The sequence below is a fragment of the Streptococcus sp. HMSC056C01 genome (assembly GCF_001811305.1).
Classification (GTDB): Bacteria; Bacillota; Bacilli; order Lactobacillales; family Streptococcaceae; genus Streptococcus.
In genome coordinates this window covers 33564-56095 of record NZ_KV804194.1, presented here as the reverse complement: position 1 = coordinate 56095, position 22532 = coordinate 33564, and the positions used below count along the sequence as shown (strand labels likewise).

Here is a 22532-nt window from a genome sequence, read left to right as displayed (position 1 = left end):
AATTCAAGAAAGAGCAAGCAGGCGTTCACAACTATACTGTTGAAGAAGTGAAAGGTACTGATGGAACTGTTACTTATGATGAGATGAAAGCAGTAGTAACTGTAGAAGTTAAACATGACGGAACAGCAAAAGCTCTCATCACTAACGTAACTGATCCAGCAGACAAAGAGTTCAACAACAAGGTGATTCCACCAGAAACTCCTGAGTTCAATCCAGAGAAATATATTCTTAATGAAGAGAAATTTGATATCACTGGAAATAAACTCCTTGATGATGATAAAGAGTTGACTGATAAAGTAGCTGATACCAACAAAGATCCATACGTGGACAAAGTTGATAATAATGAAAAGCAAAATATCAATACTCAAACACTCCATAAGGGTGATAAGGTTGTTTACCAAGTATGGTTAGATACAACTAAATTCACTGAAGCTCACAATATTCAATCTGTTGGTATTACAGATAAATATGATAGCGAAAACTTGGATGTTAACGTATCTGAAATTAAGGCTTATGATTCAGTAACTGGTGAAGATGTAACAGCTAAGTTTGATATCTCAATTGTGGATGGTGTCATTACTGCTACATCTAAGGCTGACTTGACTAAGTCACTTGGAGATGCAGAAAATACTCAAGTAATCGACACTGCTAAATTAGCATTTGGACGTTACTACAAGTTTGATATTCCAGCACGTATCAAGGGAACTGCTAAAGAAGGTGTAGATATTGAAAATACAGCTTCTCAAATTGTTCACCAATATGATCCAACTAAGAAATCAGTTGAAAAACCAGAAAAACCAACTGAAAAACGTGTTGTTAATATTCCAGTGAAAGTTGAATTCAACTTCACGAAGAAATTGGAAGGTCGTGCGTTGAAAGCTGGTGAATTCAGCTTCGTATTGAAAGACAAAGATGGTAACGTGATTGAAACCGTAAGCAATGATGCTGAAGGTAAGATCAAGTTCTCAGCTCTTGAATTCAAACGTGGTCAAGAAGGTACTTATATCTATCATGTAGAAGAAGTGAAAGGTACAGAGGCTGGAGTTGAGTACGATAAGATGGTAGCGACTGTTGGAGTTACTGTAACTAAGGATGGTAAAGTGTTGACTCTTACTTCACAAATGCCTGAAGATACTGAGTTTAACAACAAGGTAACACCGCCAACACCACCAACACCACCAACACCACCAACACCGCCAACACCGCCAACACCACCAACACCACCAACACCAGTAACACCACCAACACCAGAAAAACCTAAAGGTCCTGAGTTGCCAAACACTGGTGAACAATCTAAATCTGGAATTGCTGCACTTGGTGCTGCACTTGGTCTTGTAGGTCTAGGTTTGGTTGCGAAACGCCAAAAAGAAGATGAAGCTTAATATTTCTAGTTTTCTAGAATGATTCAAGATTTGTCTTTGAATATCTAAAGCAAAGATATTCTAAAGTTGGTTATACATTTATTAAATAAGTGTATGTAATCGCAAGAAGAGAGGTTAATGCCTCTCTTTTTGTTTTTATAATTTATTTAAGAAACCGAAAGCTTTGAATAAATATAAAACTTTAAAATTAATTAAACAAATGGTCAGTTATTGTACATTTTTCAAATAAGTATGGTATAATTTGATAAGACAATCAGATGTTTTCTAATCGTAAAGGAGGTTATTATGAAGCATAAATTGTCTAAATGTTTAACATTTTTTTAATGTTTTTGCTAATAGGCTTATCAATAGTTAAATTATCAAAAACAGTTCAAGCGGATTCGGTGACGGGTTATAATCTTGATACTAAGATTATTCATGAGAAATCTGGCCTTGAATTGAGTGATGATGTGGAAGTTATTGCTGGGGAACGTTTAATCGCAACTTATCAATTAACTTTTCCAGATAATCAGAATATCTCTGAGAATGATCAATTGATTTTAGATATTCCTAGAGAGCTCAGATTGATTACAAATTTGACATTTGACGTTACAAATAGTAAGGGTACGAAGGTTGGTGTTGCTCATACAGATCCTAGTACAGGAAAAGTTACGATAACTTTTACAGATTATTTTTCTAAGAGACCTGAGAATAAAGAGCTTTCTTTACAGTTTAATTTAACTATTAATCGAGAAGTTGTTAAGGAGAGTCAACCAGTTACTGTTACCATTGATCATAAGACTTATAGTTTCAAGTACAAACAAGATAGTGGTGAAGCAGGCGACTATGAGATGAAATACGGTTATCAAGATGATACAGATCCAAGTATTATTAAGTGGCGTATTCTCTTGAACGCCAATCAAGATATGATTCGTGGGATGACAATTACGGATACTTTTGGTAATGGACAAACCTTAATTCCTGAATCATTTAGAGCTGTTCGTTATGATACACAACCTACAAAAATTCGTAATGAGGCTCATATTCTCACGTTAGAGCCATTAGATAACTTTTCAAACAAGGCAGTATTCACTAAAAATGCTCAAGGAGGAATCACAGGCTTTACGATTCCATTTGGAGATAACTATCATTGGGCAATGTATATTGAATACTCTACTAAATTACCAGATGGAGTTCCTGTAGGTTCATTAGTATCGAATAATTTGGCATGGTCTGCCACAAATTTTAAGACACGTAGTATGGTACGTGAAGTCCGTCTAGAGTCAGGATCAGGTCTTGGTAACGCTGAAAAATCAGAATCAGTTATCTTAAAGGCTCACAAAACTTTAAAAGGGAAAACACTAGAAAAAGATCAGTTTAACTTTGCACTTTATGATGCTGCAAACCCTAGTGAACCTCTTCAAATTGTAAAAAATGCTGAAGATGGAAGTGTAACCTTCAATGCTATTAAGTATAAAAAAGAAGGAGTTTACAACTATATCATTCGTGAAGTTCTTCCTGAAACCACTGATAATTACGATTATGATAGCCATGAACTAAAGGTTACTGTAACAGTAACGGATGATGATGGTATCAAAAAGGGAACAGTGTCTTACGGTGAAGAGGAAACTACATTTACTAATATTTACAAAGGAACTACAAGTATAAAAGGTAAGAAAATATGGGATGATGCTGATAATAAAGCTGGTATCCGTCCCGATGTTATAACTGTTCGTCTCTTGGCTAATGGTAAAGAAGTAGCAAGTAAATCAGTTAAATCAGAAGAGAATTGGAATTTTATCTTTGAGCAGCTGCCTGAAAATGATGCTGAAGGAAATGCAATTGTTTATACTGTAGTAGAAGATAAAGTTGCAGGATATACGACTGTTATTGATCAGAAAAACTATATTATCACTAATACACATGTCCCTAATATTCCTGATATTCCTGAAGTGACAGAATTAAAAGTCAGCAAGCTTTGGGATGATGCTGATAATAAAGCAGGAAAACGCCCAAATAGCATTAAGGTACAACTCTATGCTGATGGAAGTAAAGTAGGGCAAGAAGTTATTTTAAACGAAGATAATAATTGGACTCATACTTTTACAAATCTTCCGAAATATATAGCAGGAAAAATGATTAGCTATACAATTAGTGAGGTCAATGTTCCTGAGGGATATGTATCAAAAACAGTTCGAGAAAAGGAAACGAACCTAGTCTTGATTAACACTTATCAACCACCAGTGCCTCCAGGTCCAGTAACGCCTCCAGGCCCAGTAACACCTCCAGGTCCAGTAACACCTCCAGATCCAGTAACACCTCCATCACCAGTAACATCATCAACGCCTGAAAAGAAAAAGGCCAATGAGTTACCAAAAACAGGTGAGCAGAAAACTACAGTTTTAATCGTTTTAGGAGTAGCACTTGGTTTAGTTGGATTGAGTTTGATTGCTAAACGTAAAAAATAATATAAGAAAAAGAATCATTTTCTAAAATATAATTAGGAAGTGCTTCTGATATAAGATTTAAGAGAGGATGTCAAACTCCTCTCTTTTTTGCTTAAGGGTAGAACTCTTAATTGATTTCTTTAGTATATTTATATTTTCAACAAAAATAAACCGTTTTCACTTGACAAAAATTGGTCTATACCATATAATAAAATAAAGAATATGGAGGACAAAATTATGAAAGTTATTCAAGTGGAAAATCCAATTGAAGGTGGAAAAGTTGCTTTTGATATCTTAAAAGAAAAATTGGAAAACGGTGCACAAACATTGGGACTTGCAACAGGAAGCAGTCCTTTGGAGTTTTACCAACAAATCGTTGAGAGCGATCTTGATTTTTCAAATTTTACAAGTGTGAACTTGGATGAGTACGTAGGTCTTGATGGGGACAATCCTCAATCATACCGTTACTTTATGCAAGAAAATTTATTCAACAAGAAACCATTTAAAGAAAGTTTCTTGCCACGTGGTGTCAAGGATAATGCAGAAGCAGAAGTAGAACGCTACAACCAAATCCTTGCTGACCATCCAGTTGACCTACAAATCTTAGGAATTGGTCGCAATGGTCATATTGGCTTTAATGAACCAGGCACACCATTTGACAGTCAAACTCATCTTGTAGAACTTGACCAGTCTACTATCGAAGCTAACGCACGTTTCTTTGAAAAGATTGAAGATGTTCCAACACAAGCTATTTCAATGGGGATTAAAAATATTTTGGATGCTAAATCTATCCTTCTCTTTGCTTATGGGGAATCAAAAGCAGAAGCTATCGCTGGAACTGTTGAAGGTCCTGTGACAGAAAGTCTTCCAGCAAGCAGCCTGCAAAACCATCCAGATGTGACTATTATCGCAGATGCAGCAGCACTCAGCTTGTTAAAGAAATAAAATTTTTATCATTAAAGACCATTCGATCCTATGGATTGGGTGGTTTTTTGGTCTGGATATGTTCAAAAATGAATACAGTTTTTCTGAAAGTGGTACAATAGTTCTGATAGTAGGGTGTATGATAGATTTTCCCTTGAAAAGAAGAATATATAATCTTCATTTTTTGAGAATTATCAATTCTTGAAAAAGAAATGTTATAGGTATTGATATGAAGAAGACAAATTTGATTGTTCTGCACTTTCTGCTTTTTGTCAGTATTTAGCAAAGATAGAAGCTATCAGTTTAGCTCAACTAAAGGATTTACATTTTATTCAAGAGCAGATACTTAAACATCTTGTCTGGCATTTTGATAGTCAGGATCTGTATATCATTTCTGATTTACTGTCAGATTATGGGGAATATCTAGATTCCATTGAGTGTGAAATAAATGAATTATTTGGCCGTCTGGAATGAATTTTATAAGTGGGGAACTAGGTTAGGTGTAAGGTGTAAATTTTGTAAAATTTAAATTGAATGATTTGGGGGAATTTCATTTTTTTCTTGACAATTTTCTTTATTCCGTGTAAAATAGAATAGATCTTGAACTTGAAGGGAGTGAAAAAAATGTCTAAAACAGTAGTACGTAAGAATGAATCTCTTGACGATGCTCTTCGTCGTTTCAAACGTGCAGTTACTAAAGCTGGTACTCTTCAAGAAACACGCAAACGTGAATTCTATGAAAAACCTTCTGTAAAACGTAAACGTAAATCAGAAGCAGCTCGTAAACGTAAAAAATTCTAATTAATAAGAAAGGCTAGACTTGTCTAGTCTTTTTTTGTTAGCTTCTAAGAGTCTGTTTAATCCCTTTTGATTGTTAAAATTATAAAGGTTACTTTCTTAAATAAATACCTCAAATACTGTTAAAAACATAAACTTCCTACTACAATTTGATATAATAGTAGGGAGAACTCGATTGAAGGAGAAAATTATGTCGGTTTTAGTCAAAGAAGTGATTGATAAGCTCAGACTAGACATTGTCTATGGTGAGCCTGAATTACTTGAAAAGAAAATCAATACTGCGGATATTACGCGACCAGGGCTTGAAATGACGGGGTATTTTGACTACTATACCCCAGAGCGGATTCAACTTTTGGGAATGAAAGAGTGGTCTTATCTGATTAGTATGTCTTCTCATAACCGCTACCAGGTTTTGAAAAAGATGTTTCAACCAGAAACACCTGCAGTTATTGTTGCGCGTGGTTTAGTAGTTCCAGAGGAAATGCTAAAGGCTGCTAGAGAATGTAAAATCGCTATTTTAACGAGTCGTACAGCAACAAGTCGTCTGTCTGGGGAATTGTCAAGTTACCTAGATTCTCGTTTGGCTGAGCGTGAAAGTGTACATGGTGTCTTGATGGATATCTATGGTATGGGTGTGTTAATCCAGGGCGACAGTGGTATTGGTAAGAGTGAGACAGGTCTAGAACTCGTGAAACGAGGACACCGTTTGGTGGCTGATGACCGTGTAGATATCTTTGCTAAGGATGAAATGACTCTCTGGGGTGAACCAGCTGAAATCTTGAAGCATTTACTTGAGATTCGTGGTGTTGGTATTATAGATGTGATGAGTCTTTATGGTGCCAGTGCAGTGAAGGATTCTTCACAAGTTCAGTTGGCTGTCTATCTAGAAAATTATGACACGCAAAAGACTTTTGATCGCCTAGGCAATAATGCTGAGGAATTGGAGATTTCTGGAGTAGCCATTCCACGTATCCGCATTCCTGTAAAAACAGGACGTAATATTTCTGTCGTTATCGAAGCAGCAGCGATGAATTATCGTGCTAAGGAAATGGGCTTTGATGCTACTCGACTATTTGAAGAAAGATTGACAAATCTGATTGCAAAGAACGAGGTGAAAAATGATTGATCCAATCGCTTTTCAAATTGGTCCTTTAGCTGTTAGATGGTATGCACTCTGCATCGTTTCAGGTCTTATTTTAGCGGTATATCTTGCCAGTAAAGAAGCGCCTAAAAAGAAGATTTTATCTGATGATATTTTGGACTTCATCTTAATTGCCTTTCCTTTATCCATCATTGGTGCTAGACTCTACTATGTCATTTTTAGATTTGATTACTATAGCCAACATCTGGGAGAGATTTTTGCCATTTGGAATGGTGGTCTTGCGATTTATGGTGGTTTAATTACTGGCGCGATTGTACTCTATATCTTTGCTGACCGCAAATTAATCAATACTTGGGATTTCTTAGATATTGCAGCTCCTAGCGTCATGATTGCTCAGAGTCTAGGTCGTTGGGGGAATTTCTTTAACCAAGAAGCCTACGGAGCAGCCGTTGACAATCTTGATTACTTACCTGGTTTTATCAAGAATCAAATGTATATCGATGGTTCCTATCGTCAACCAACCTTCCTATACGAATCTATCTGGAATCTGATCGGTTTTGCCTTGATTGTCGTTTTTAGACGTCGATTAAAGAGTGTCCGTCGTGGTCATATCACTGCCTTTTATCTAATTTGGTACGGATTTGGACGTATGATTATCGAGGGCATGCGTACGGATAGTCTCATGTTCTTTGGACTCCGAGTATCCCAGTGGTTGTCCGCGCTATTGATTGGCCTTGGTATTTATATCATCTTTTATCAAAATCGGAAAAAAGCACCATTTTATAATGTAAAAAAGGAGAATTAAAATGTTAGAAGTGGCTTATATTATTGTGGCAATTGCCTTGGTTGTATTTTTAGTTTATCTGATTATTACCCTTCAAAAAGTTGGTCGTGTAATTGATGAAACTGAAAAAACTGTTAAAACTTTAACATCAGATGTAGATGTAACTCTTCATCAAACAAATGAATTGCTTACAAAAGTCAACGTTCTTGTTGATGATATCAATGTCAAAGTTGCTACAATTGATCCCCTCTTTACAGCAGTTGCAGACCTCTCTGTTTCTGTTTCTGACCTAAATGAACAAGCACGTGTTTTGAGTAAAAAGGCATCATCTGCTGGATCAAAAACTATAAAAACTGGTGCAGGTTTATCTGCTATTCGTGTTGCAAGTAAATTTTTTAAAAAATAAAAAAGGAGTTGACTAATGGGAAAACTATCATCTATCCTTTTAGGAACTGTTTCAGGTGTTGCAGCTGCCTTGTTTTTAACTAGTGACAAAGGAAAACAAGTTAGAAGCCAAGCACAAGAATTTTTAGAAGATCTAAAAGAAGATCCTGAGTATGCTAAAGAGCAGGTTTGTGAAAAATTAACGGATGTCAAAGAACAAACCAAAGAATTCGTTCTTAAAACAAAAGATCAGATTGAATCTGGGGAAATTACTCTTGACACTGTCCTAGATAAAGCAAAATATCATGCTCAACAAGCGACCGAGGCTTCAAAAGAAACCTTGAATCATTTCAAATCACAACTGGAAGAAAAAGTAGTTGTGGAAGAAAATGGAAATGGTCAAGAAATTGTCATTGAGCTTCAAGAAAATTAAAATAGAGTCACCATTCTTTGTTTTCTAGAAAATCAAGAATGGTGATTTTTTTCTTGAGTGAACTCTTTGTGGTATAATAAATACTATGCAGAAGAAACCGACATCAGCCTACGTGCACATACCATTTTGCACACAAATTTGTTATTATTGTGACTTTTCCAAGGTCTTTATTAAAAATCAGCCAGTAGACAGCTATCTAGAGCATCTACTGCAAGAATTTCATTCTTATGACATTCGCAAATTGCGTACACTCTATATTGGTGGTGGGACACCGACAGCCTTGTCCGCTTCTCAATTGGAAGTTTTGTTAGAAGGATTGACTAAAAACTTAGATTTGTCAGTCTTAGAAGAATTAACTATCGAGGCTAATCCTGGTGATTTGGATGCGGATAAGATTGCTGTTCTGCAAAATTCTGCAGTTAATCGTGTTTCACTAGGTGTTCAGACCTTTGATGATAAAATGCTGAAAAAGATAGGGCGTAGTCATACGGAAAAGGATATTTATGAAAATATCGATCGTCTCAAACAGGCTGGTTTTGACAATATTTCCATTGACTTGATCTACGCACTTCCTGGGCAGACCATGGATCAGGTAAAGGACAATGTCGCTAAGGCAATTGCCCTTGATATTCCTCATATGAGCCTCTACAGCTTAATTTTAGAAAATCATACGGTTTTTATGAATCGTATGAGACGAGGAAAATTACCACTTCCTAAGGAAGAATTAGAAGCGGAGATGTTTGAGTATATCATTGCAGAGCTAGAAAAAGCTGGCTTCGAGCATTATGAGATTTCTAATTTTTCAAAACCAGGATTTGAGAGTCGTCACAATCTTATGTACTGGGACAATGCTGAGTATTATGGAATTGGTGCTGGTGCGTCTGGCTATGTAGACGGTGTTCGCTATAAAAATCATGGGCCTATTCGCCATTATTTAAAGGCGGTAGAAGAGGGAAATGCTCGTATTACTGAAGAACACCTGAGTCAAAGGGAAAAAATGGAAGAAGAGATGTTTCTCGGCCTTCGCAAGAAGTCAGGAGTTTCCATGGCACGCTTTGAAGAAAAATTTGGACGGTCTTTCCAGGAACTTTATGGGGATATTGTCAAAGACTTGATTCAACAAGGTCTTATGCAACTTGATGGCGATCATGTTCGTATGACTAAGAGAGGGCTCTTCTTAGGTGATACAGTAGCAGAACGATTTATATTGGAGTAAAATTATGGGCTTAACTTATCAAATGAAGATGAAAATTCCTTTTGATATGGCTGACATGAATGGTCATATCAAACTACCAGACGTTATCTTGTTGTCCTTACAGGTCTCAGGGATGCAGTCAATTGAACTGGGAGTGAGTGACAAGGATGTTTTAGAACAGTATAATCTGGTCTGGATTATCACGGATTATGATATCGATGTGGTACGTTTACCTCAATTTGCTGAGGAAATCACCATTGAAACAGAAGCTTTGACCTATAATCGTCTTTTTTGCTACCGCCGATTTACTATTTATGATGAAGATGGTCAAGAAATCATTCATATGGTAGCTACCTTTGTCCTTATGGATCGTGAGAGTCGAAAGGTTCATCCTGTAGTACCAGAAATTGTCGCCCCTTACCAATCTGAGTTTTCTAAGAAACTGGTCCGTGGGCCAAAATATACAGAGCTGGAAGAAGCGATAAGCAAGGACTACCACGTTCGTTTCTATGACTTAGATATGAATGGTCACGTCAATAACAGTAAATACCTAGACTGGATTTTTGAGGTCATGGGAGCAGATTTTCTTATCAACCATATCCCTAAAAAAATCAACCTCAAATATGTCAAGGAAGTTCGACCAGGAGGCATGATCACTTCTAGTTATGAATTGAATGAACTAGAAAGTAATCACCAAGTCTCAAGTGATGGCGATATCAATGCTCAAGCAAAGATAACTTGGCAAGAAATTAAAAAAGATTAGAAAGAAAGATATGACTTATAAAGGATATTTAATTGATTTAGACGGAACAATCTATAAGGGGAAAGATAGAATCCCAGCAGGAGAAGCTTTTGTTCATGAGTTACAAAAAAGAGAGATTCCTTATCTTTTTGTGACAAACAACACCACTCGTACACCTGAAAGTGTTCAAGAGATGCTAGCTAATCAGTTTAACATCGACACGCCTGTATCAACCATTTATACTGCAACCTTAGCGACTATTGATTACATGAATGATCTAGGACTTGAAAAGACAGTCTATGTCATCGGAGAAGCAGGCCTAAAGGAAGCCATTCAAGCAGCAGGATATGTTGAAGATAAAGAAAATCCAGCCTATGTAGTTGTTGGCTTGGACTGGCAAGTAGACTATGAAAAATTTGCTACAGCAACCCTAGCTATCCATAAAGGTGCTCATTTTATCGGTACCAACCCTGATTTGAACATTCCAACTGAACGTGGACTTTTGCCTGGTGCTGGTTCACTGATTACTCTTCTTGAAGTAGCAACTCGCGTAAAACCAGTTTATATTGGAAAACCTAATGCGATTATTATGGACAAGGCTGTTGAACACCTAGGACTTGAGCGAGAAGAAATTGTCATGGTGGGCGATAATTACCTGACTGATATTCGAGCTGGTATTGACAATGGCATTCCTAGCCTTTTGGTAACGACAGGATTTACAAAACCTGAAGAAGTAGCTGATTTACCAATTGCACCAACTCATGTCCTTTCAAGTCTAGCGGAGTGGAATTTCGATGAAAACTAAGTTTACTTTTGTAGGAAGTATTCTCTTTCTCCTCTCGCTTGCTATTTTATTGACCATTTACCTGGCTTGGTTTGTCTATCCTCAGGAAATTTCTTGGTTAAACTTGACAAGTCGTGTTCATCTGCAACCTCAGACTATCCAGCATAATTTTAATGTTTTGATGGATTATTTGACCAATCCATTAAATCAAGCATTGGAAATGCCAGATTTTCCTTCATCAGCTTCTGGTATCTATCATTTTGCGGTTGTGAAGGATTTGTTCCATCTGGCTCAAGGAGTAGCACTAGTAACTCTACCGATATTCTATCTTTTTTGGAAGCAGGTCATTCAGAAAGGATTTCTATCTCTGTACCGTAGAGGTCTCTTAATCATGCTCTCGCTACCTTTGGTACTTGGGTTAGTTGGTGTCTTCATCGGATTTGAGCAGTTCTTTACTTTGTTTCATCAAATTCTTTTTGTAGGTGATGATACCTGGCTATTTGATCCAGCAAAGGATCCTGTCATTCTTATCCTACCAGAGGACTTTTTCCTCCATGCCTTTCTTCTATTTTTCTGCTTGTATGAATTGATTTTTGGATTTATGTACCTACAGAGTAGAAAAACAAATAGATAAGTCAAGAAAAGTATTACTGATTCCAAATAAAATCTAGGAAAAAACTATCGTTTGTAACATGAATATTTCTATATTTAAGCGAAACATTCACATTTGATTCTAAAAACCCTATTTTTCTTGAAAAAGTAGGTTTTTTTACGGAAATAACTAGTCAAGCGCTTTATTTTTTTGTATAATAGGAATAGAAAAGTATGTAAAGAAGAGGAAAGCATGATTACACTATTTTTATCACCGAGTTGTACATCATGTCGTAAAGCAAAGGCCTGGCTCGAGAATCATAAAGTGCCCTTCCAAGAGCATAATATTATGACCAGCCCTTTAACGAGAAAAGAACTGCAACATATTCTTTCCTTGACCGAAAATGGTACTGATGACATCATCTCGACTCGTTCAAAGATTTTTCAAAAATTGAATATTGATGTAGAGAGTATCTCAGTATCGGAGTTGCTTCATTTAATTGAGCAGTATCCGAGTCTTTTGCGTCGTCCGATTATTATTGATGCAAAGCGAATGCAAATCGGTTTTAATGAAGATGAGATTCGTGCTTTTCTCCCTCGTAGTTACCGTAAACAAGAACTGAAAGAAGCTACATTGAGAGCTGGTATTAATTAGATGAATAAACAGTATAGTTACCCACTAGATTTGTCGTGGAGCACTGAAGAACTTGCTTCAGTGCTTTCTTTTTTTAATGATGTTGAAGCAGCCTATGAGACTAAGGTAGAGGCAAAAAAACTACTAGATTCCTATAAGGGATTCAAAGCGGTTGTTCCAAGCAAGAGTGAAGAAAAACGCTTGGGCCGTGAATTTGAAACTGCGAGTGGTTACTCCTTCTATCGAGCTGTCCAATTGGCCAAAGAACAAGGGGAAGGGAAGATTTCACTTGGAAAATAAATTTATGTTTGCCAAAGAGATTGTCAAGGAAGCAGGAGACTATATTCTAGCTCATATGCAGGAAGAATTGCATATTGAGAGAAAATCATCCCCTACAGACTTGGTGACTCGTTTGGACAAGGAAGTTCAGAATTTTTTGATTGATAAGATTCGTTCGCGTTATCCTGATGACCAATTTTGTGCTGAAGAGGGATGTCTACGTGCTTCAGTTGGACATGGATCTGTTTGGGTCATTGATCCCATTGATGGTACCAACAACTTTGTCGCACAAGGTGATGATTTTGCCGTTATGCTAGCCTATTTTGAAAACGGTGTGGGCCAGTTTGGGATCATTTATGATGTCATGAAAGGTCATTGTTATCATGGAGGAGGTACTTTTCAGGCCTGTCTCAATGAAGAACCCTTGCCTAATTTTAAGGATAAGCCCTTGCGAGATTTTCTAATTGCGAGTAATGCTGGCATGTTGGAAACAAACGCTTGGGGTGTCGCAGAATTGGCTAATGCTTCACTTGGTGTACGTATCTATGGAAGTGCAGCTATCAGCTTTTCAAAAATATTATCTTGTCAGCTATTGACCTATATCACCTATCTCCAACCTTGGGACTATGCTGCAGCTGGTATCATTGGAAAAAGTTTAGGTTATCAGATTGTAACCTTAAATGGAGAGCCGGTGGATTTTCAGACACGACAACCAATTATGATGGTTCCAACAGACAAGTTGGCAGAAATTCAATCCTATATCTATGAAAGGAAATAAACTTACATGCAATTTCCAGAAGGATTTGTAAAAAAATATGAAGCAATATTGGGAGATGAGGCAAGAGCTTTTCTTGCCTCTTTTGATGATGAGGCAGTTTCCGCCTTTCGCATCAATCCCTTAAAAGAAAGCCAAGTTTCTTTTTCAGATGCTATTCCACATACACCTTGGGGCTATTATGGCAAGGTTTCTGGGAAATCTTCTGAACATGTAACAGGCTTGGTCTATTCCCAAGAACCTGCTGCTCAAATGGTTGCTCAAGTAGCTAAACCAAAACCAGGCATGAAGGTCTTGGATTTGGCAGCGGCTCCCGGTGGGAAATCAACTCAACTGGCAGCTTATCTTGCAGGCGAAGGACTACTTGTTTCCAATGAAATTTCTAGCAAGCGAGCTAAGATTTTGGTTGAAAATATGGAACGGTTTGGAGCATCAAATGTAGTTGTAACCAATGAATCTGCCGATCGTTTGGCTAAAGTATTTAAAGGATATTTTGACCTAATTGTCCTAGATGCACCATGCTCTGGAGAAGGGATGTTCCGAAAACAGCCAGATGCTATGGATTATTGGAGTGTAGAATATCCAAGCCAATGTGCTGACTTGCAGCGTGAAATTCTAGAGGATGCGGTCACCATGTTGGCTGATGGTGGCCGTTTGGTTTATTCAACCTGTACCTGGGCCCCAGAAGAAAACGAAGAAATTATCAAATGGTTACTGGATAGTTATGATTTTGAATTGATTCCAATCGAACCTATCAATGGGATGGCTCCTGGGATTGATTTTCCAGAGACAGCTCGGATGTACCCACATCGTTTTAAGGGAGAAGGCCAATTTGTTGCTCATCTTCAGTTTAAGGGACAAAACAAGTCAGGCAAGTTCAAGCCTTCTAAGACTAATATCAGTCGCGAACAGTTGAGTTTATGGCAAGATTTTGAAAAAAAACACCTAAAGATTAATTTGCCAGGTATTTTACAGACTTTTGGAGACCAACTGTATCTCTTACCAGAAGTCTTACCAGATTTGGGTAAGCTTAAGATTGCACGAAACGGACTCCATCTTGGAACCTTTAAGAAAAAACGTTTTGAACCAAGCTTTGCACTTGGATTATCTTTAAAACCAAGCCAAGTCAAACAATCAATTGAAATTCATGAAGAGGACTTTGTTAAATACGTGGCCGGTGAGACAGTTCAATTGTCTGAAACTTTGCCAAATGGCTGGTACCAAGTTTTAGTTGGTGGGAATGGTCTAGGCTTTGCAAAAGTGACCGGAAATATCTTGAAGAATTATTTCCCTAAGGGCTTGAGGTTTAAAGTAAAAAACTAGTCAAAATCAGTATTCTATGTTATAGTGGAAGTATGGATTTTTTGCATAAAACATTAGAAAAATAGGGCGAAATTCCAAGCTATTCATCATTATTTTCAAGGAGACAAATAGTGAAAAAAATTAAAAAACTCACCCTCTTTCTTGCAACCTTTTTACTTGCTGGTTCACTAGCAGGGTGTGCAAGTTGGATTGATCGTGGGGAGTCAATGACGGCTGTTGGCTCAACTGCCCTCCAACCTTTAGTCGAGGCGGCAGCAGATGAATTTGCATCAGCTCATATCGGTAAAACGGTCAATGTTCAAGGTGGAGGTTCTGGTACAGGACTATCGCAGGTTCAATCAGGAGCAGTAGATGTCGGAAACTCGGATGTATTTGCTGAGGAAAAAGACGGTATTGATGCTTCAGCCTTGGTCGACCATAAGGTAGCTGTTGCAGGTTTGGCTGTTATTATCAATAAAGAAGTAGATGTTGATAATCTAACGACAGATCAACTCCGACAAATCTTCACAGGAGAAATTACCAACTGGAAAGAAGTCGGCGGGAAAGATTTAGCCATCTCTATAATCAACCGTGCGGCTAGTTCAGGTTCTCGTGCAACCTTTGATAGTGTGATCATGAATGGTCAATCAGCAATGCAAAGTCAGGAACAAGATTCAAACGGGATGGTCAAATCAATCGTTTCTCAAACCCCTGGAGCTATTTCCTATCTAGCATTTGCTTATGTTGATGATTCTGTTGGGACAATCAAACTCAATGGTTATGAACCAATTTCAGAGAATGTGACCACTAATAATTGGCCTTTGTGGTCTTATGAACATATGTATACACTTGGTGAGCCAAATGAATTGGTTGCCGAATTCTTAAACTTTATCCTTTCAGACGAAGCTCAGAACGGAATCGTTAAAGGAATGGGCTATATTTCTGTTAAGGAAATGAAGGTTGAAAAAGATGCTGCAGGGACTGTAACAGCGCTAGAAGGGAGTCAATAATGAATCAAGAAGAATTATCTAAAAAATTGCTCTCTCCATCAAAGAACTCTCGTCTTGAGAAATTAGGGAAAAGTCTGACTTTTGCCTGTCTCTCTTTGATTGTTATCATTGTGGCTATGATTTTAATCTTTGTAGCCCAAAAAGGGTTATCTACCTTCTTTGTTAATGGTGTGAATATCTTTGATTTTCTCTTTGGTGCAACTTGGAATCCATCAGGTAAACAGTTTGGCGCCCTTCCAATGATTTTAGGTTCCTTTATCGTTACCATCCTATCAGCTCTTATCGCAACACCATTTGCAATTGGTGCTGCGGTCTTTATGACAGAAGTATCGCCAAAAGGAGCTAAGATTTTGCAACCAGCTATCGAACTTCTAGTTGGGATTCCTTCGGTAGTTTACGGATTTATCGGTTTGCAGGTCGTTGTACCATTTGTACGTAGTGTCTTTGGTGGAACAGGTTTTGGTATTTTATCAGGGATTTTCGTTCTCTTTGTTATGATCTTGCCGACTGTAACCTTTATGACAACTGATAGCTTAAGGGCAGTTCCTCGTCACTACCGTGAAGCAAGTTTAGCCATGGGAGCGACTCGTTGGCAAACAATCTGGCGTGTTACTTTGAAGGCTGCTCGTTCAGGTATTTTTACGGCTGTAGTCTTTGGTATGGCGCGTGCTTTCGGTGAAGCCCTTGCGATTCAGATGGTTGTCGGTAACTCAGCAGTTGTTCCAACTTCATTGACGACACCAGCAGCGACTTTAACATCTGTATTGACCATGGGAATTGGTAATACCGTTATGGGAACTGTTGATAATAATGTTCTTTGGTCACTGGCCTTAGTATTGCTCTTGATGAGTTTGGCCTTTAACAGTGTGATTAAATTGATTACGAAAGAAAGAGGAAAGAAAAACTATGCACGCTAAGAAATTAGATAAACTTGCAACAGCTGTCCTCTATACCATCGCAGGAATCATTGTGACCATCCTTGCTTCCTTGATTCTCTATATCTTGGTTCGAGGCTTACCTCATGTTTCTTGGTCCTTCTTGACTGGAAAATCATCTTCTTACCAAGCAGGTGGTGGTATTGGAATCCAGCTTTATAATTCCTTCTTCCTTTTGGTTATTACCTTATTCATCTCTGTACCTCTATCAATGGGGGCTGGAATTTATTTGGCTGAATATGCAAAAAAAGGTCGTGTTACCAATTTCGTTCGTACCTGTATTGAAATTTTGTCTTCTCTACCATCCGTAGTTGTGGGACTCTTTGGTTACCTCATCTTTGTAGTTCAGTTTGAGTATGGATTTTCAATTATTTCAGGAGCCTTGGCTTTGACTGTCTTTAACCTTCCACAGATGACGCGTAATGTTGAAGACAGTTTGAAACACGTTCACCACACGCAACGTGAGGCTGGTTTGGCGCTTGGGCTTTCTCGTTGGGAAACAGTTCTTCATGTCGTTATCCCCGAAGCTCTACCTGGTATTGTAACCGGTATTGTGCTTGCCTCAGGTCGTATCTTTGGTGAAGCTGCAGCCCTTATCTATACAGCAGGACAATCAGCACCAGCCCTTGACTGGTCTAACTGGAATGTCCTTAGTGTAACCAGTCCAATCTCAATCTTCCGTCAAGCAGAAACCTTGGCTGTCCACATCTGGAAAGTCAATAGTGAAGGAACTATTCCTGATGGAACTTTAGTTTCAGCAGGTTCTGCTGCGGTGCTCCTCATCTTTATCTTGATCTTTAACTTTGGAGCACGTAAACTCGGAAGCTATCTACATAAGAAATTAACCGCTGCCTAAAGGAGAAGCCATGTCAAAATATAATTGGGATGAAAGGCATATTATTACTTTTCCAGAAGAAAAAGTGGCCCTCTCTACAAAGGATTTACACGTTTACTACGGTAAAAATGAATCCATCAAGGGCGTGGATATGCAATTCGAAAAAAATAAAATTACAGCTTTAATCGGTCCATCAGGATCAGGGAAATCAACCTACCTACGCAGTCTCAACCGTATGAATGATACCATTGATATTGCTAAGGTTACAGGACAGATTCTCTATCGAGGTATTGACGTTAATCGTCCTGAAATTAATGTTTATGAAATGCGTAAACACATCGGAATGGTTTTCCAACGTCCAAACCCATTTGCTAAATCAATCTACCGCAACATCACCTTTGCACATGAACGTGCAGGTGTTAAGGATAAGAAGGTCCTTGATGAAATTGTAGAAACTTCACTTCGTCAGGCTGCCCTCTGGGACCAAGTAAAAGACGATCTTCATAAGTCAGCCTTAACTCTTTCAGGAGGTCAACAACAGCGTCTCTGTATCGCTCGTGCAATCTCTGTGAAACCAGATATCCTCTTGATGGATGAGCCAGCATCAGCCTTGGATCCGATTGCGACAGCTCAACTTGAAGAAACCATGTTGGAGTTGAAGAAGGACTTTACCATCATCATCGTAACTCACAGTATGCAACAAGCTGCGCGTGCTAGTGATTATACAGGATTTTTTTACTTGGGTGACTTAATTGAGTATGATAAGACTGCTAATATTTTCCAAAATGCTAAGCTACAGTCTACTAATGACTATGTAACTGGACACTTTGGTTAGAAAGGGAACAGTATGACAGAACCGATTTTGCAGGTTTCAGACCTGTCAGTCTATTACAATAAAAAGAAGGCCTTGAATAGTGTTTCCTTATCATTCCAACCCAAGGAAATTACGGCCCTTATCGGTCCGTCTGGATCTGGAAAATCAACACTTCTAAAGGCTATTAACCGAATGGGGGACCTCAATCCTGAAGTGACGACAACTGGATCAGTGGTTTATAATGGGCACAATATCTATAGTCCTCGTACTGACACGGTTGAATTGCGTAAGGAAATTGGAATGGTTTTCCAACAACCAAATCCTTTCCCTATGTCTATCTATGAAAATGTCGTTTATGGTCTCCGTATAAATGGAGAAAAGGACAAGCAGGTCTTGGATGAAGCTGTGGAGAAAGCTTTACAGCGTGCTTCAATCTGGGATGAGGTCAAGGATCGCTTGCATGACTCTGCTATTGGTCTTTCAGGTGGGCAACAGCAACGTGTTTGTGTGGCTCGTGTATTGGCGACTAGTCCTAAAATCATCCTTTTGGATGAACCAACTTCAGCCTTGGACCCTATTTCTGCTGGTAAGATTGAGGAAACCTTGTATGGTCTAAAAGACAAATACACCATGCTCTTGGTCACCCGTTCTATGCAGCAAGCATCTCGAATCTCTGATAAGACAGGGTTTTTCCTCAATGGAGATTTAATTGAATTTAACGATACCAAGGATATGTTCCTTTATCCTCAACATAAGGAAACAGAGGACTACATTTCAGGTAAATTTGGATAAGGAGTGAGAAGATGTTACGATCTCAATTTGAAGAAGATTTAGAGAAATTGCATAATCAGTTTTATGCTATGGGACAAGAAGTTCTTTCCCAAATCAATCGTACCGTACGTGCTTTTGTAACGCATGACCGTGACATGGCCAAAGAAGTCATAGAGGAAGATGCAGAAGTAAACGAATACGAAGTGAAACTTGAAAAGAAATCATTTGAAATGATTGCCCTACAACAGCCAGTTTCACAAGACCTACGTACAGTTTTGACAGTTTTAAAAGCTGTTTCAGACCTAGAACGTATGGGAGACCATGCAGTATCTATCGCAAAAGCAACGATTCGTATGAAGGGGGAGCAACGTATCCCTGCAGTTGAAGAAGAAATTAAAAAAATGGGTCGTGAAGTAAAAAACTTTGTTGAAGCCGCTTTAGAACTTTATTTGAATGGTTCTGTGGATCAAGCCTATGAAGTTGCAACTATGGATGAAAATATCAACCATTACTTTGATAACATTCGAGACCTAGCTACAGAAGAAATCAAGAAACATCCTGAAGCCATCGTCACAGGTCGTGATTACTTCCAAGTTATTTCCTACTTGGAACGCATCGGTGACTATGCAAAAAATATCTGTGAATGGGTTGTTTACTTTGAAACAGGTAAGATTGTTGAATTGTAAAATATTTAGAAGATAAAAATTATTGTGAAAGCTTACTTTTTAATAGAGTAAGCTTTCATTGTATCGATAGTTTACTTTGTCAGAGGTGAATAATGAACTATATACAGAGTATAAGAAAAAAAGTTGGAAAAGATAAAATTATTTTAAATTTTACTTGTGGAATTTTAAGTCAATCAGGAAAAATATTATTACAAAAACGAGCAGACAAAGGAACTTGGGGTTTACCAGGTGGTGCTATTGAATTAGGTGAATCGGCTGTAGAAGCATTAGTGCGAGAGTTTTATGAAGAAACTGGAGTGAAAGTGACAGTGAAAAAACTCTTAAATGTTTATACAAAATATTCAGATAGTTATCCAAATGGTGATGAGGCTCAAGTTCTTACAATGTTGTATTTAGTTACATCTGAAACTTCGATCTCTACAAATGTTTTTACGAGTGATGAAACCTTAGAATTAGGGTTGTTTGATCACAGGGACATGCAAAATATCTCAATTGTAAACCAGCAACATCGAGATATGATAAATGATTTTTTTGAAAGTAATTTTCCAATAGATAGATAAACTAACTACTGAAATTCTATTTTTTGTAACTATATTTTATGAAAATGCAATAAAAATATTGACAAGAATTTTCAAATGAGTTATAATTATACAAAATTAACAGAGAGGTTGTTTATTTATGAATTTTAAAAAATGGATATTTGTCTTATGTAGTTTTCTTGCAAGCTTCTTTTTAGTAGCTTGCCAATCGTCTAGCTCAAGCTCGCAGTCTGCAGTGGAGGCCATCAAGCAAAAAGGAAAATTAGTGGTCGCAACTAGTCCCGACTATGCTCCCTTTGAGTTTCAAGCACTTGTGGATGGTAAAAACCAAGTCGTAGGTGCGGATATTGACATGGCGCAAGCAATCGCTGATGAACTTGGAGTGAAATTGGAAGTTTCAAGCATGAGTTTTGATAATGTTTTGACCAGTCTTCAAACAGGAAAAGCAGACCTAGCAATTGCGGGAATCAGTGCAACTGAAGAAAGACAAGAAGTCTTTGATTTCTCAATTCCTTACTATGAAAATAAAATTAGCTTCCTTATCAGAAAATCAGATCTTGAAAAATACAAGGATTTGGACTCTCTAGCAAGTGCTAATATTGCAGCTCAAAAAGGAACTGTTCCTGAATCTATGGTTAAAGAGCAACTTCCAAAGGCGCAGTTGACTTCTTTGACAAACATGGGCGAAGCAGTCAATGAGCTTCAATCAGGTAAGGTTGATGCTGTTCATATGGATGAACCAGTTGCTCTAAGCTATGCTGCTAAGAACTCAGATTTGGCAGTTGCTACAGTAAGCTTGACTATGAAAGAAGGCGAAGCAAATGCTGTAGCTATCAAAAAAGGTAACTCAGATTTGAAGGAAGTAGTTGATAAGGTCATCCAAAAACTGAAAGATGACGGAACTTACCAAACTTATCTTGAAAAAGCTGCTAAGCTAACAGAAGTAGAGCAATAAAAAATAACAGAGTTGGATTTCAGTCCAGCTCTGTTTTTAAATAGCTTAATGTTTCTTCAATATTTTCTAAGGAAATTTTTGCAAAGTGATAAGGGCAGTTCGCTAGATAGGAAGATTCGAAGAAGTCGAGTTCTAGAGGACTGTGTTTAAGACTAGCGATGCTAGGATAGTTCCTGAGATCAAGCAAAAGCCCATCATGAAGTGGATAGCTCGGTAGGGAAATGGGATAGCTTTGTAAGAGCTGTTGGATGTGCTCCTGACTTTTTTCTTGCAGTGCCAGTCGTGCTAGTCTGTTTTTCTCAAAGAGTTGACTATCGATGTAGAGTGATAGAGCCTTTTGCATGATAAGGTTGTTATCGTAGTCGAGAATGTTTTTATAGGTCACAAAAGCTTCCTTGATAGTGTTTGGAAGAAGAAGGGCAGTGATTCGAAGGGCAGGAAAAAGACTGGTAGAAAAGGATTTGATATAGATGACCAAATCATGTTGGTCTAAATAATGAAAGGTTTGTCCCATTTTAGGATCCAAGTCCCCCAGATAGTCATCCTCAACGATATAAATCTGATATTTTGCAGCTAAGTCAAGGATGGCAAGTTTTTCCTCTTCAGAATAAGAATGCCCCAGAGGATAGTGGAAACGGGGAATAGTATAGAAAAACTTAATCTTTCCGCTTTTAAAGTGTTCCTCAAGTTCGTTTAGGTCAATGCCGTCTACTCGACGGTCAATGGTTTGATAGGGAATATTTTGAGCTAGTAGCAGCTGGTTCATCCGATGATAGGTCGGTTGTTCAACCAGTATTTCCTGAGCTTGACCTGGAAAATCAATCTGAGAAAGAATAAACAGTGCTTGCTGGGTTCCAGACGTCATGACCAACTGGTCTGCCTTACTATAAATCGCTTGATCAAAGAGTAATGTCTGAACGGACTGACGTAATTCTTTTAAACCCTCTTGGTGTTCATAGTAGTTGTAGAGATAATTTTCTCGCCCAATCAAGCTCTCATTGACGCACAGACGAAAATCATCATAGGCTGCTGCGTGTTCATCGTTAACTGAGATAATTAAGTCTTCATGACTGGTTTGTTGCTCCAATACATAATAACCACTTTGAGGTTTTGAGTAGATATATTTCTCGTATCGGAGTTCTAAGAGTGCGCGCTGTATGGTGTCTTTGCTACAGTGAAAATCTTGACTGAGTTTTCGGATAGATGGTAGGCGACTTCCAGTTGGAAATCTACCTGATTCTATCTCATTTTTTAGATAGTGAACGACTTGTTCATACTTGCTTTCTTGCTTCATCCCAGACCTCTCATGATTTTGTTACATTGTACCTTTTTTTTAGAAGTTTGGCAATGTTATACTCTTCGAAAATCTCTTCAAACCGCGTCAACGTCGCCGTGCCGTATACGTAGGATACTGACTTCGTCAGTTCCATCTACAACCTCAAAGCAGTGCTT

25 protein-coding genes are annotated in these 22532 nt (G+C 38.0%); 24 read left to right on the top strand and 1 reads right to left on the bottom strand.

Annotated elements, in window-relative coordinates; all coding sequences use genetic code 11:
• The 24 genes from HMPREF2795_RS04095 to HMPREF2795_RS03980 all read left to right on the top strand — a co-directional run.
• The coding region (locus HMPREF2795_RS04095; protein ID WP_148131267.1) for an SspB-related isopeptide-forming adhesin at positions 1–1382 on the top strand (1382 nt) is incomplete at its 5' end.
• A 305-nt stretch (positions 1383–1687) separates the two neighbouring features.
• Entirely contained in the window at positions 1688–3829 is a 2142-nt protein-coding gene (locus HMPREF2795_RS04090) for a Cna B-type domain-containing protein (protein WP_075228290.1), read from the top strand.
• 216 nt (positions 3830–4045) lie between these two features.
• The gene (locus tag HMPREF2795_RS04085; protein WP_075228289.1) at positions 4046–4753 is read left to right on the top strand and encodes a glucosamine-6-phosphate deaminase; all 708 of its coding nucleotides are present in this window, start codon (positions 4046–4048) and stop codon (positions 4751–4753) included.
• A gap of 603 nt (positions 4754–5356) precedes the next feature.
• The gene (rpsU, locus tag HMPREF2795_RS04080; protein WP_000048054.1) at positions 5357–5533 is read left to right on the top strand and encodes a 30S ribosomal protein S21; all 177 of its coding nucleotides are present in this window, start codon (positions 5357–5359) and stop codon (positions 5531–5533) included.
• A gap of 187 nt (positions 5534–5720) precedes the next feature.
• A complete protein-coding gene (hprK, locus tag HMPREF2795_RS04075; RefSeq protein ID WP_049526992.1) occupies positions 5721–6656 on the top strand; it encodes an HPr(Ser) kinase/phosphatase in 936 nt (311 codons plus the stop codon).
• Positions 6649–7437 (top strand): prolipoprotein diacylglyceryl transferase, encoded by a 789-nt coding sequence (gene lgt, locus HMPREF2795_RS04070; protein ID WP_075227238.1) that lies wholly within the window; start codon positions 6649–6651, stop codon positions 7435–7437. Before hprK ends, lgt begins: the two co-directional genes overlap by 8 nt.
• Position 7438: 1 nt before the next feature.
• Positions 7439–7822: a DUF948 domain-containing protein gene (locus HMPREF2795_RS04065; protein WP_000895021.1), complete on the top strand. Its 384-nt coding sequence runs from the start codon at positions 7439–7441 to the stop codon at positions 7820–7822.
• 15 nt (positions 7823–7837) lie between these two features.
• Positions 7838–8233: a YtxH domain-containing protein gene (locus tag HMPREF2795_RS04060; protein ID WP_045763373.1), complete on the top strand. Its 396-nt coding sequence runs from the start codon at positions 7838–7840 to the stop codon at positions 8231–8233.
• An 85-nt stretch (positions 8234–8318) separates the two neighbouring features.
• Positions 8319–9449, top strand: coding sequence for a radical SAM family heme chaperone HemW (gene hemW, locus HMPREF2795_RS04055; RefSeq protein ID WP_075228288.1), 1131 nt, complete (start codon positions 8319–8321; stop codon positions 9447–9449).
• 4 nt (positions 9450–9453) lie between these two features.
• A complete protein-coding gene (locus tag HMPREF2795_RS04050; RefSeq protein WP_075227239.1) occupies positions 9454–10191 on the top strand; it encodes an acyl-[acyl-carrier-protein] thioesterase in 738 nt (245 codons plus the stop codon).
• Between the two features lie 10 nt (positions 10192–10201).
• Positions 10202–10975 carry a TIGR01457 family HAD-type hydrolase gene (locus HMPREF2795_RS04045; protein ID WP_075228287.1) on the top strand — a complete coding sequence of 258 codons (774 nt, stop codon included), beginning with the start codon at positions 10202–10204 and terminating at the stop codon, positions 10973–10975.
• Entirely contained in the window at positions 10965–11588 is a 624-nt protein-coding gene (locus tag HMPREF2795_RS04040; protein WP_045763369.1) for a TIGR01906 family membrane protein, read from the top strand. The genes HMPREF2795_RS04045 and HMPREF2795_RS04040 overlap by 11 nt, the downstream gene beginning before the upstream one ends.
• A gap of 210 nt (positions 11589–11798) precedes the next feature.
• Positions 11799–12200 carry a Spx/MgsR family RNA polymerase-binding regulatory protein gene (locus HMPREF2795_RS04035; RefSeq protein ID WP_045763368.1) on the top strand — a complete coding sequence of 134 codons (402 nt, stop codon included), beginning with the start codon at positions 11799–11801 and terminating at the stop codon, positions 12198–12200.
• A complete protein-coding gene (locus HMPREF2795_RS04030) occupies positions 12201–12479 on the top strand; it encodes a UPF0223 family protein (RefSeq protein WP_045763367.1) in 279 nt (92 codons plus the stop codon).
• Complete coding sequence (locus HMPREF2795_RS04025; RefSeq protein WP_045763366.1) at positions 12469–13236, top strand: inositol monophosphatase family protein; 768 nt, start codon at positions 12469–12471, stop codon at positions 13234–13236. The genes HMPREF2795_RS04030 and HMPREF2795_RS04025 overlap by 11 nt, the downstream gene beginning before the upstream one ends.
• A 6-nt stretch (positions 13237–13242) precedes the next feature.
• The gene (locus tag HMPREF2795_RS04020) at positions 13243–14556 is read left to right on the top strand and encodes an RsmF rRNA methyltransferase first C-terminal domain-containing protein (RefSeq protein WP_075228286.1); all 1314 of its coding nucleotides are present in this window, start codon (positions 13243–13245) and stop codon (positions 14554–14556) included.
• A gap of 110 nt (positions 14557–14666) precedes the next feature.
• Complete coding sequence (locus HMPREF2795_RS04015; RefSeq protein WP_075228285.1) at positions 14667–15545, top strand: phosphate ABC transporter substrate-binding protein PstS; 879 nt, start codon at positions 14667–14669, stop codon at positions 15543–15545.
• Positions 15545–16462, top strand: a complete 918-nt coding sequence (gene pstC / locus HMPREF2795_RS04010) for a phosphate ABC transporter permease subunit PstC (protein WP_045763363.1) — start codon at positions 15545–15547, stop codon at positions 16460–16462. The genes HMPREF2795_RS04015 and pstC overlap by 1 nt, the downstream gene beginning before the upstream one ends.
• Positions 16452–17336, top strand: coding sequence for a phosphate ABC transporter permease PstA (gene pstA / locus HMPREF2795_RS04005; protein WP_000543058.1), 885 nt, complete (start codon positions 16452–16454; stop codon positions 17334–17336). Before pstC ends, pstA begins: the two co-directional genes overlap by 11 nt.
• A gap of 10 nt (positions 17337–17346) precedes the next feature.
• Complete coding sequence (gene pstB / locus HMPREF2795_RS04000) at positions 17347–18150, top strand: phosphate ABC transporter ATP-binding protein PstB (RefSeq protein WP_075228284.1); 804 nt, start codon at positions 17347–17349, stop codon at positions 18148–18150.
• A 12-nt stretch (positions 18151–18162) separates the two neighbouring features.
• On the top strand, positions 18163–18921 hold the full coding sequence (gene pstB / locus HMPREF2795_RS03995; protein WP_045763360.1) for a phosphate ABC transporter ATP-binding protein PstB: 759 nt from the start codon (positions 18163–18165) through the stop codon (positions 18919–18921).
• 11 nt (positions 18922–18932) lie between these two features.
• Positions 18933–19586, top strand: a complete 654-nt coding sequence (gene phoU / locus HMPREF2795_RS03990) for a phosphate signaling complex protein PhoU (protein WP_045763359.1) — start codon at positions 18933–18935, stop codon at positions 19584–19586.
• Between the two features lie 92 nt (positions 19587–19678).
• Positions 19679–20146 (top strand): NUDIX hydrolase, encoded by a 468-nt coding sequence (locus HMPREF2795_RS03985; RefSeq protein ID WP_075228283.1) that lies wholly within the window; start codon positions 19679–19681, stop codon positions 20144–20146.
• A 118-nt stretch (positions 20147–20264) separates the two neighbouring features.
• Entirely contained in the window at positions 20265–21080 is an 816-nt protein-coding gene (locus tag HMPREF2795_RS03980) for an ABC transporter substrate-binding protein (protein WP_075228282.1), read from the top strand.
• A 19-nt stretch (positions 21081–21099) separates the two neighbouring features.
• Here HMPREF2795_RS03980 and HMPREF2795_RS03975 read toward each other — a convergent pair whose 3' ends face one another.
• The gene (locus HMPREF2795_RS03975; RefSeq protein ID WP_075228281.1) at positions 21100–22374 is read right to left on the bottom strand and encodes an aminotransferase-like domain-containing protein; all 1275 of its coding nucleotides are present in this window, start codon (positions 22372–22374) and stop codon (positions 21100–21102) included.
• Positions 22375–22532: the final 158 nt, after the last annotated feature.

Coding starts and splice junctions, on each gene's coding strand:
- HMPREF2795_RS04090 (WP_075228290.1), top strand. CDS start 1,688: ATGTTTAACATTTTTTTAATGTTTTTGCTAATAGGCTTATCAATAGTT.
- HMPREF2795_RS04085 (WP_075228289.1), top strand. CDS start 4,046: ATGAAAGTTATTCAAGTGGAAAATCCAATTGAAGGTGGAAAAGTTGCT.
- rpsU (WP_000048054.1), top strand. CDS start 5,357: ATGTCTAAAACAGTAGTACGTAAGAATGAATCTCTTGACGATGCTCTT.
- hprK (WP_049526992.1), top strand. CDS start 5,721: ATGTCGGTTTTAGTCAAAGAAGTGATTGATAAGCTCAGACTAGACATT.
- lgt (WP_075227238.1), top strand. CDS start 6,649: ATGATTGATCCAATCGCTTTTCAAATTGGTCCTTTAGCTGTTAGATGG.
- HMPREF2795_RS04065 (WP_000895021.1), top strand. CDS start 7,439: ATGTTAGAAGTGGCTTATATTATTGTGGCAATTGCCTTGGTTGTATTT.
- HMPREF2795_RS04060 (WP_045763373.1), top strand. CDS start 7,838: ATGGGAAAACTATCATCTATCCTTTTAGGAACTGTTTCAGGTGTTGCA.
- hemW (WP_075228288.1), top strand. CDS start 8,319: ATGCAGAAGAAACCGACATCAGCCTACGTGCACATACCATTTTGCACA.
- HMPREF2795_RS04050 (WP_075227239.1), top strand. CDS start 9,454: ATGGGCTTAACTTATCAAATGAAGATGAAAATTCCTTTTGATATGGCT.
- HMPREF2795_RS04045 (WP_075228287.1), top strand. CDS start 10,202: ATGACTTATAAAGGATATTTAATTGATTTAGACGGAACAATCTATAAG.
- HMPREF2795_RS04040 (WP_045763369.1), top strand. CDS start 10,965: ATGAAAACTAAGTTTACTTTTGTAGGAAGTATTCTCTTTCTCCTCTCG.
- HMPREF2795_RS04035 (WP_045763368.1), top strand. CDS start 11,799: ATGATTACACTATTTTTATCACCGAGTTGTACATCATGTCGTAAAGCA.
- HMPREF2795_RS04030 (WP_045763367.1), top strand. CDS start 12,201: ATGAATAAACAGTATAGTTACCCACTAGATTTGTCGTGGAGCACTGAA.
- HMPREF2795_RS04020 (WP_075228286.1), top strand. CDS start 13,243: ATGCAATTTCCAGAAGGATTTGTAAAAAAATATGAAGCAATATTGGGA.
- pstC (WP_045763363.1), top strand. CDS start 15,545: ATGAATCAAGAAGAATTATCTAAAAAATTGCTCTCTCCATCAAAGAAC.
- pstA (WP_000543058.1), top strand. CDS start 16,452: ATGCACGCTAAGAAATTAGATAAACTTGCAACAGCTGTCCTCTATACC.
- pstB (WP_075228284.1), top strand. CDS start 17,347: ATGTCAAAATATAATTGGGATGAAAGGCATATTATTACTTTTCCAGAA.
- pstB (WP_045763360.1), top strand. CDS start 18,163: ATGACAGAACCGATTTTGCAGGTTTCAGACCTGTCAGTCTATTACAAT.
- phoU (WP_045763359.1), top strand. CDS start 18,933: ATGTTACGATCTCAATTTGAAGAAGATTTAGAGAAATTGCATAATCAG.
- HMPREF2795_RS03985 (WP_075228283.1), top strand. CDS start 19,679: ATGAACTATATACAGAGTATAAGAAAAAAAGTTGGAAAAGATAAAATT.
- HMPREF2795_RS03980 (WP_075228282.1), top strand. CDS start 20,265: ATGAATTTTAAAAAATGGATATTTGTCTTATGTAGTTTTCTTGCAAGC.
- HMPREF2795_RS03975 (WP_075228281.1), bottom strand. CDS start 22,374: ATGAAGCAAGAAAGCAAGTATGAACAAGTCGTTCACTATCTAAAAAAT.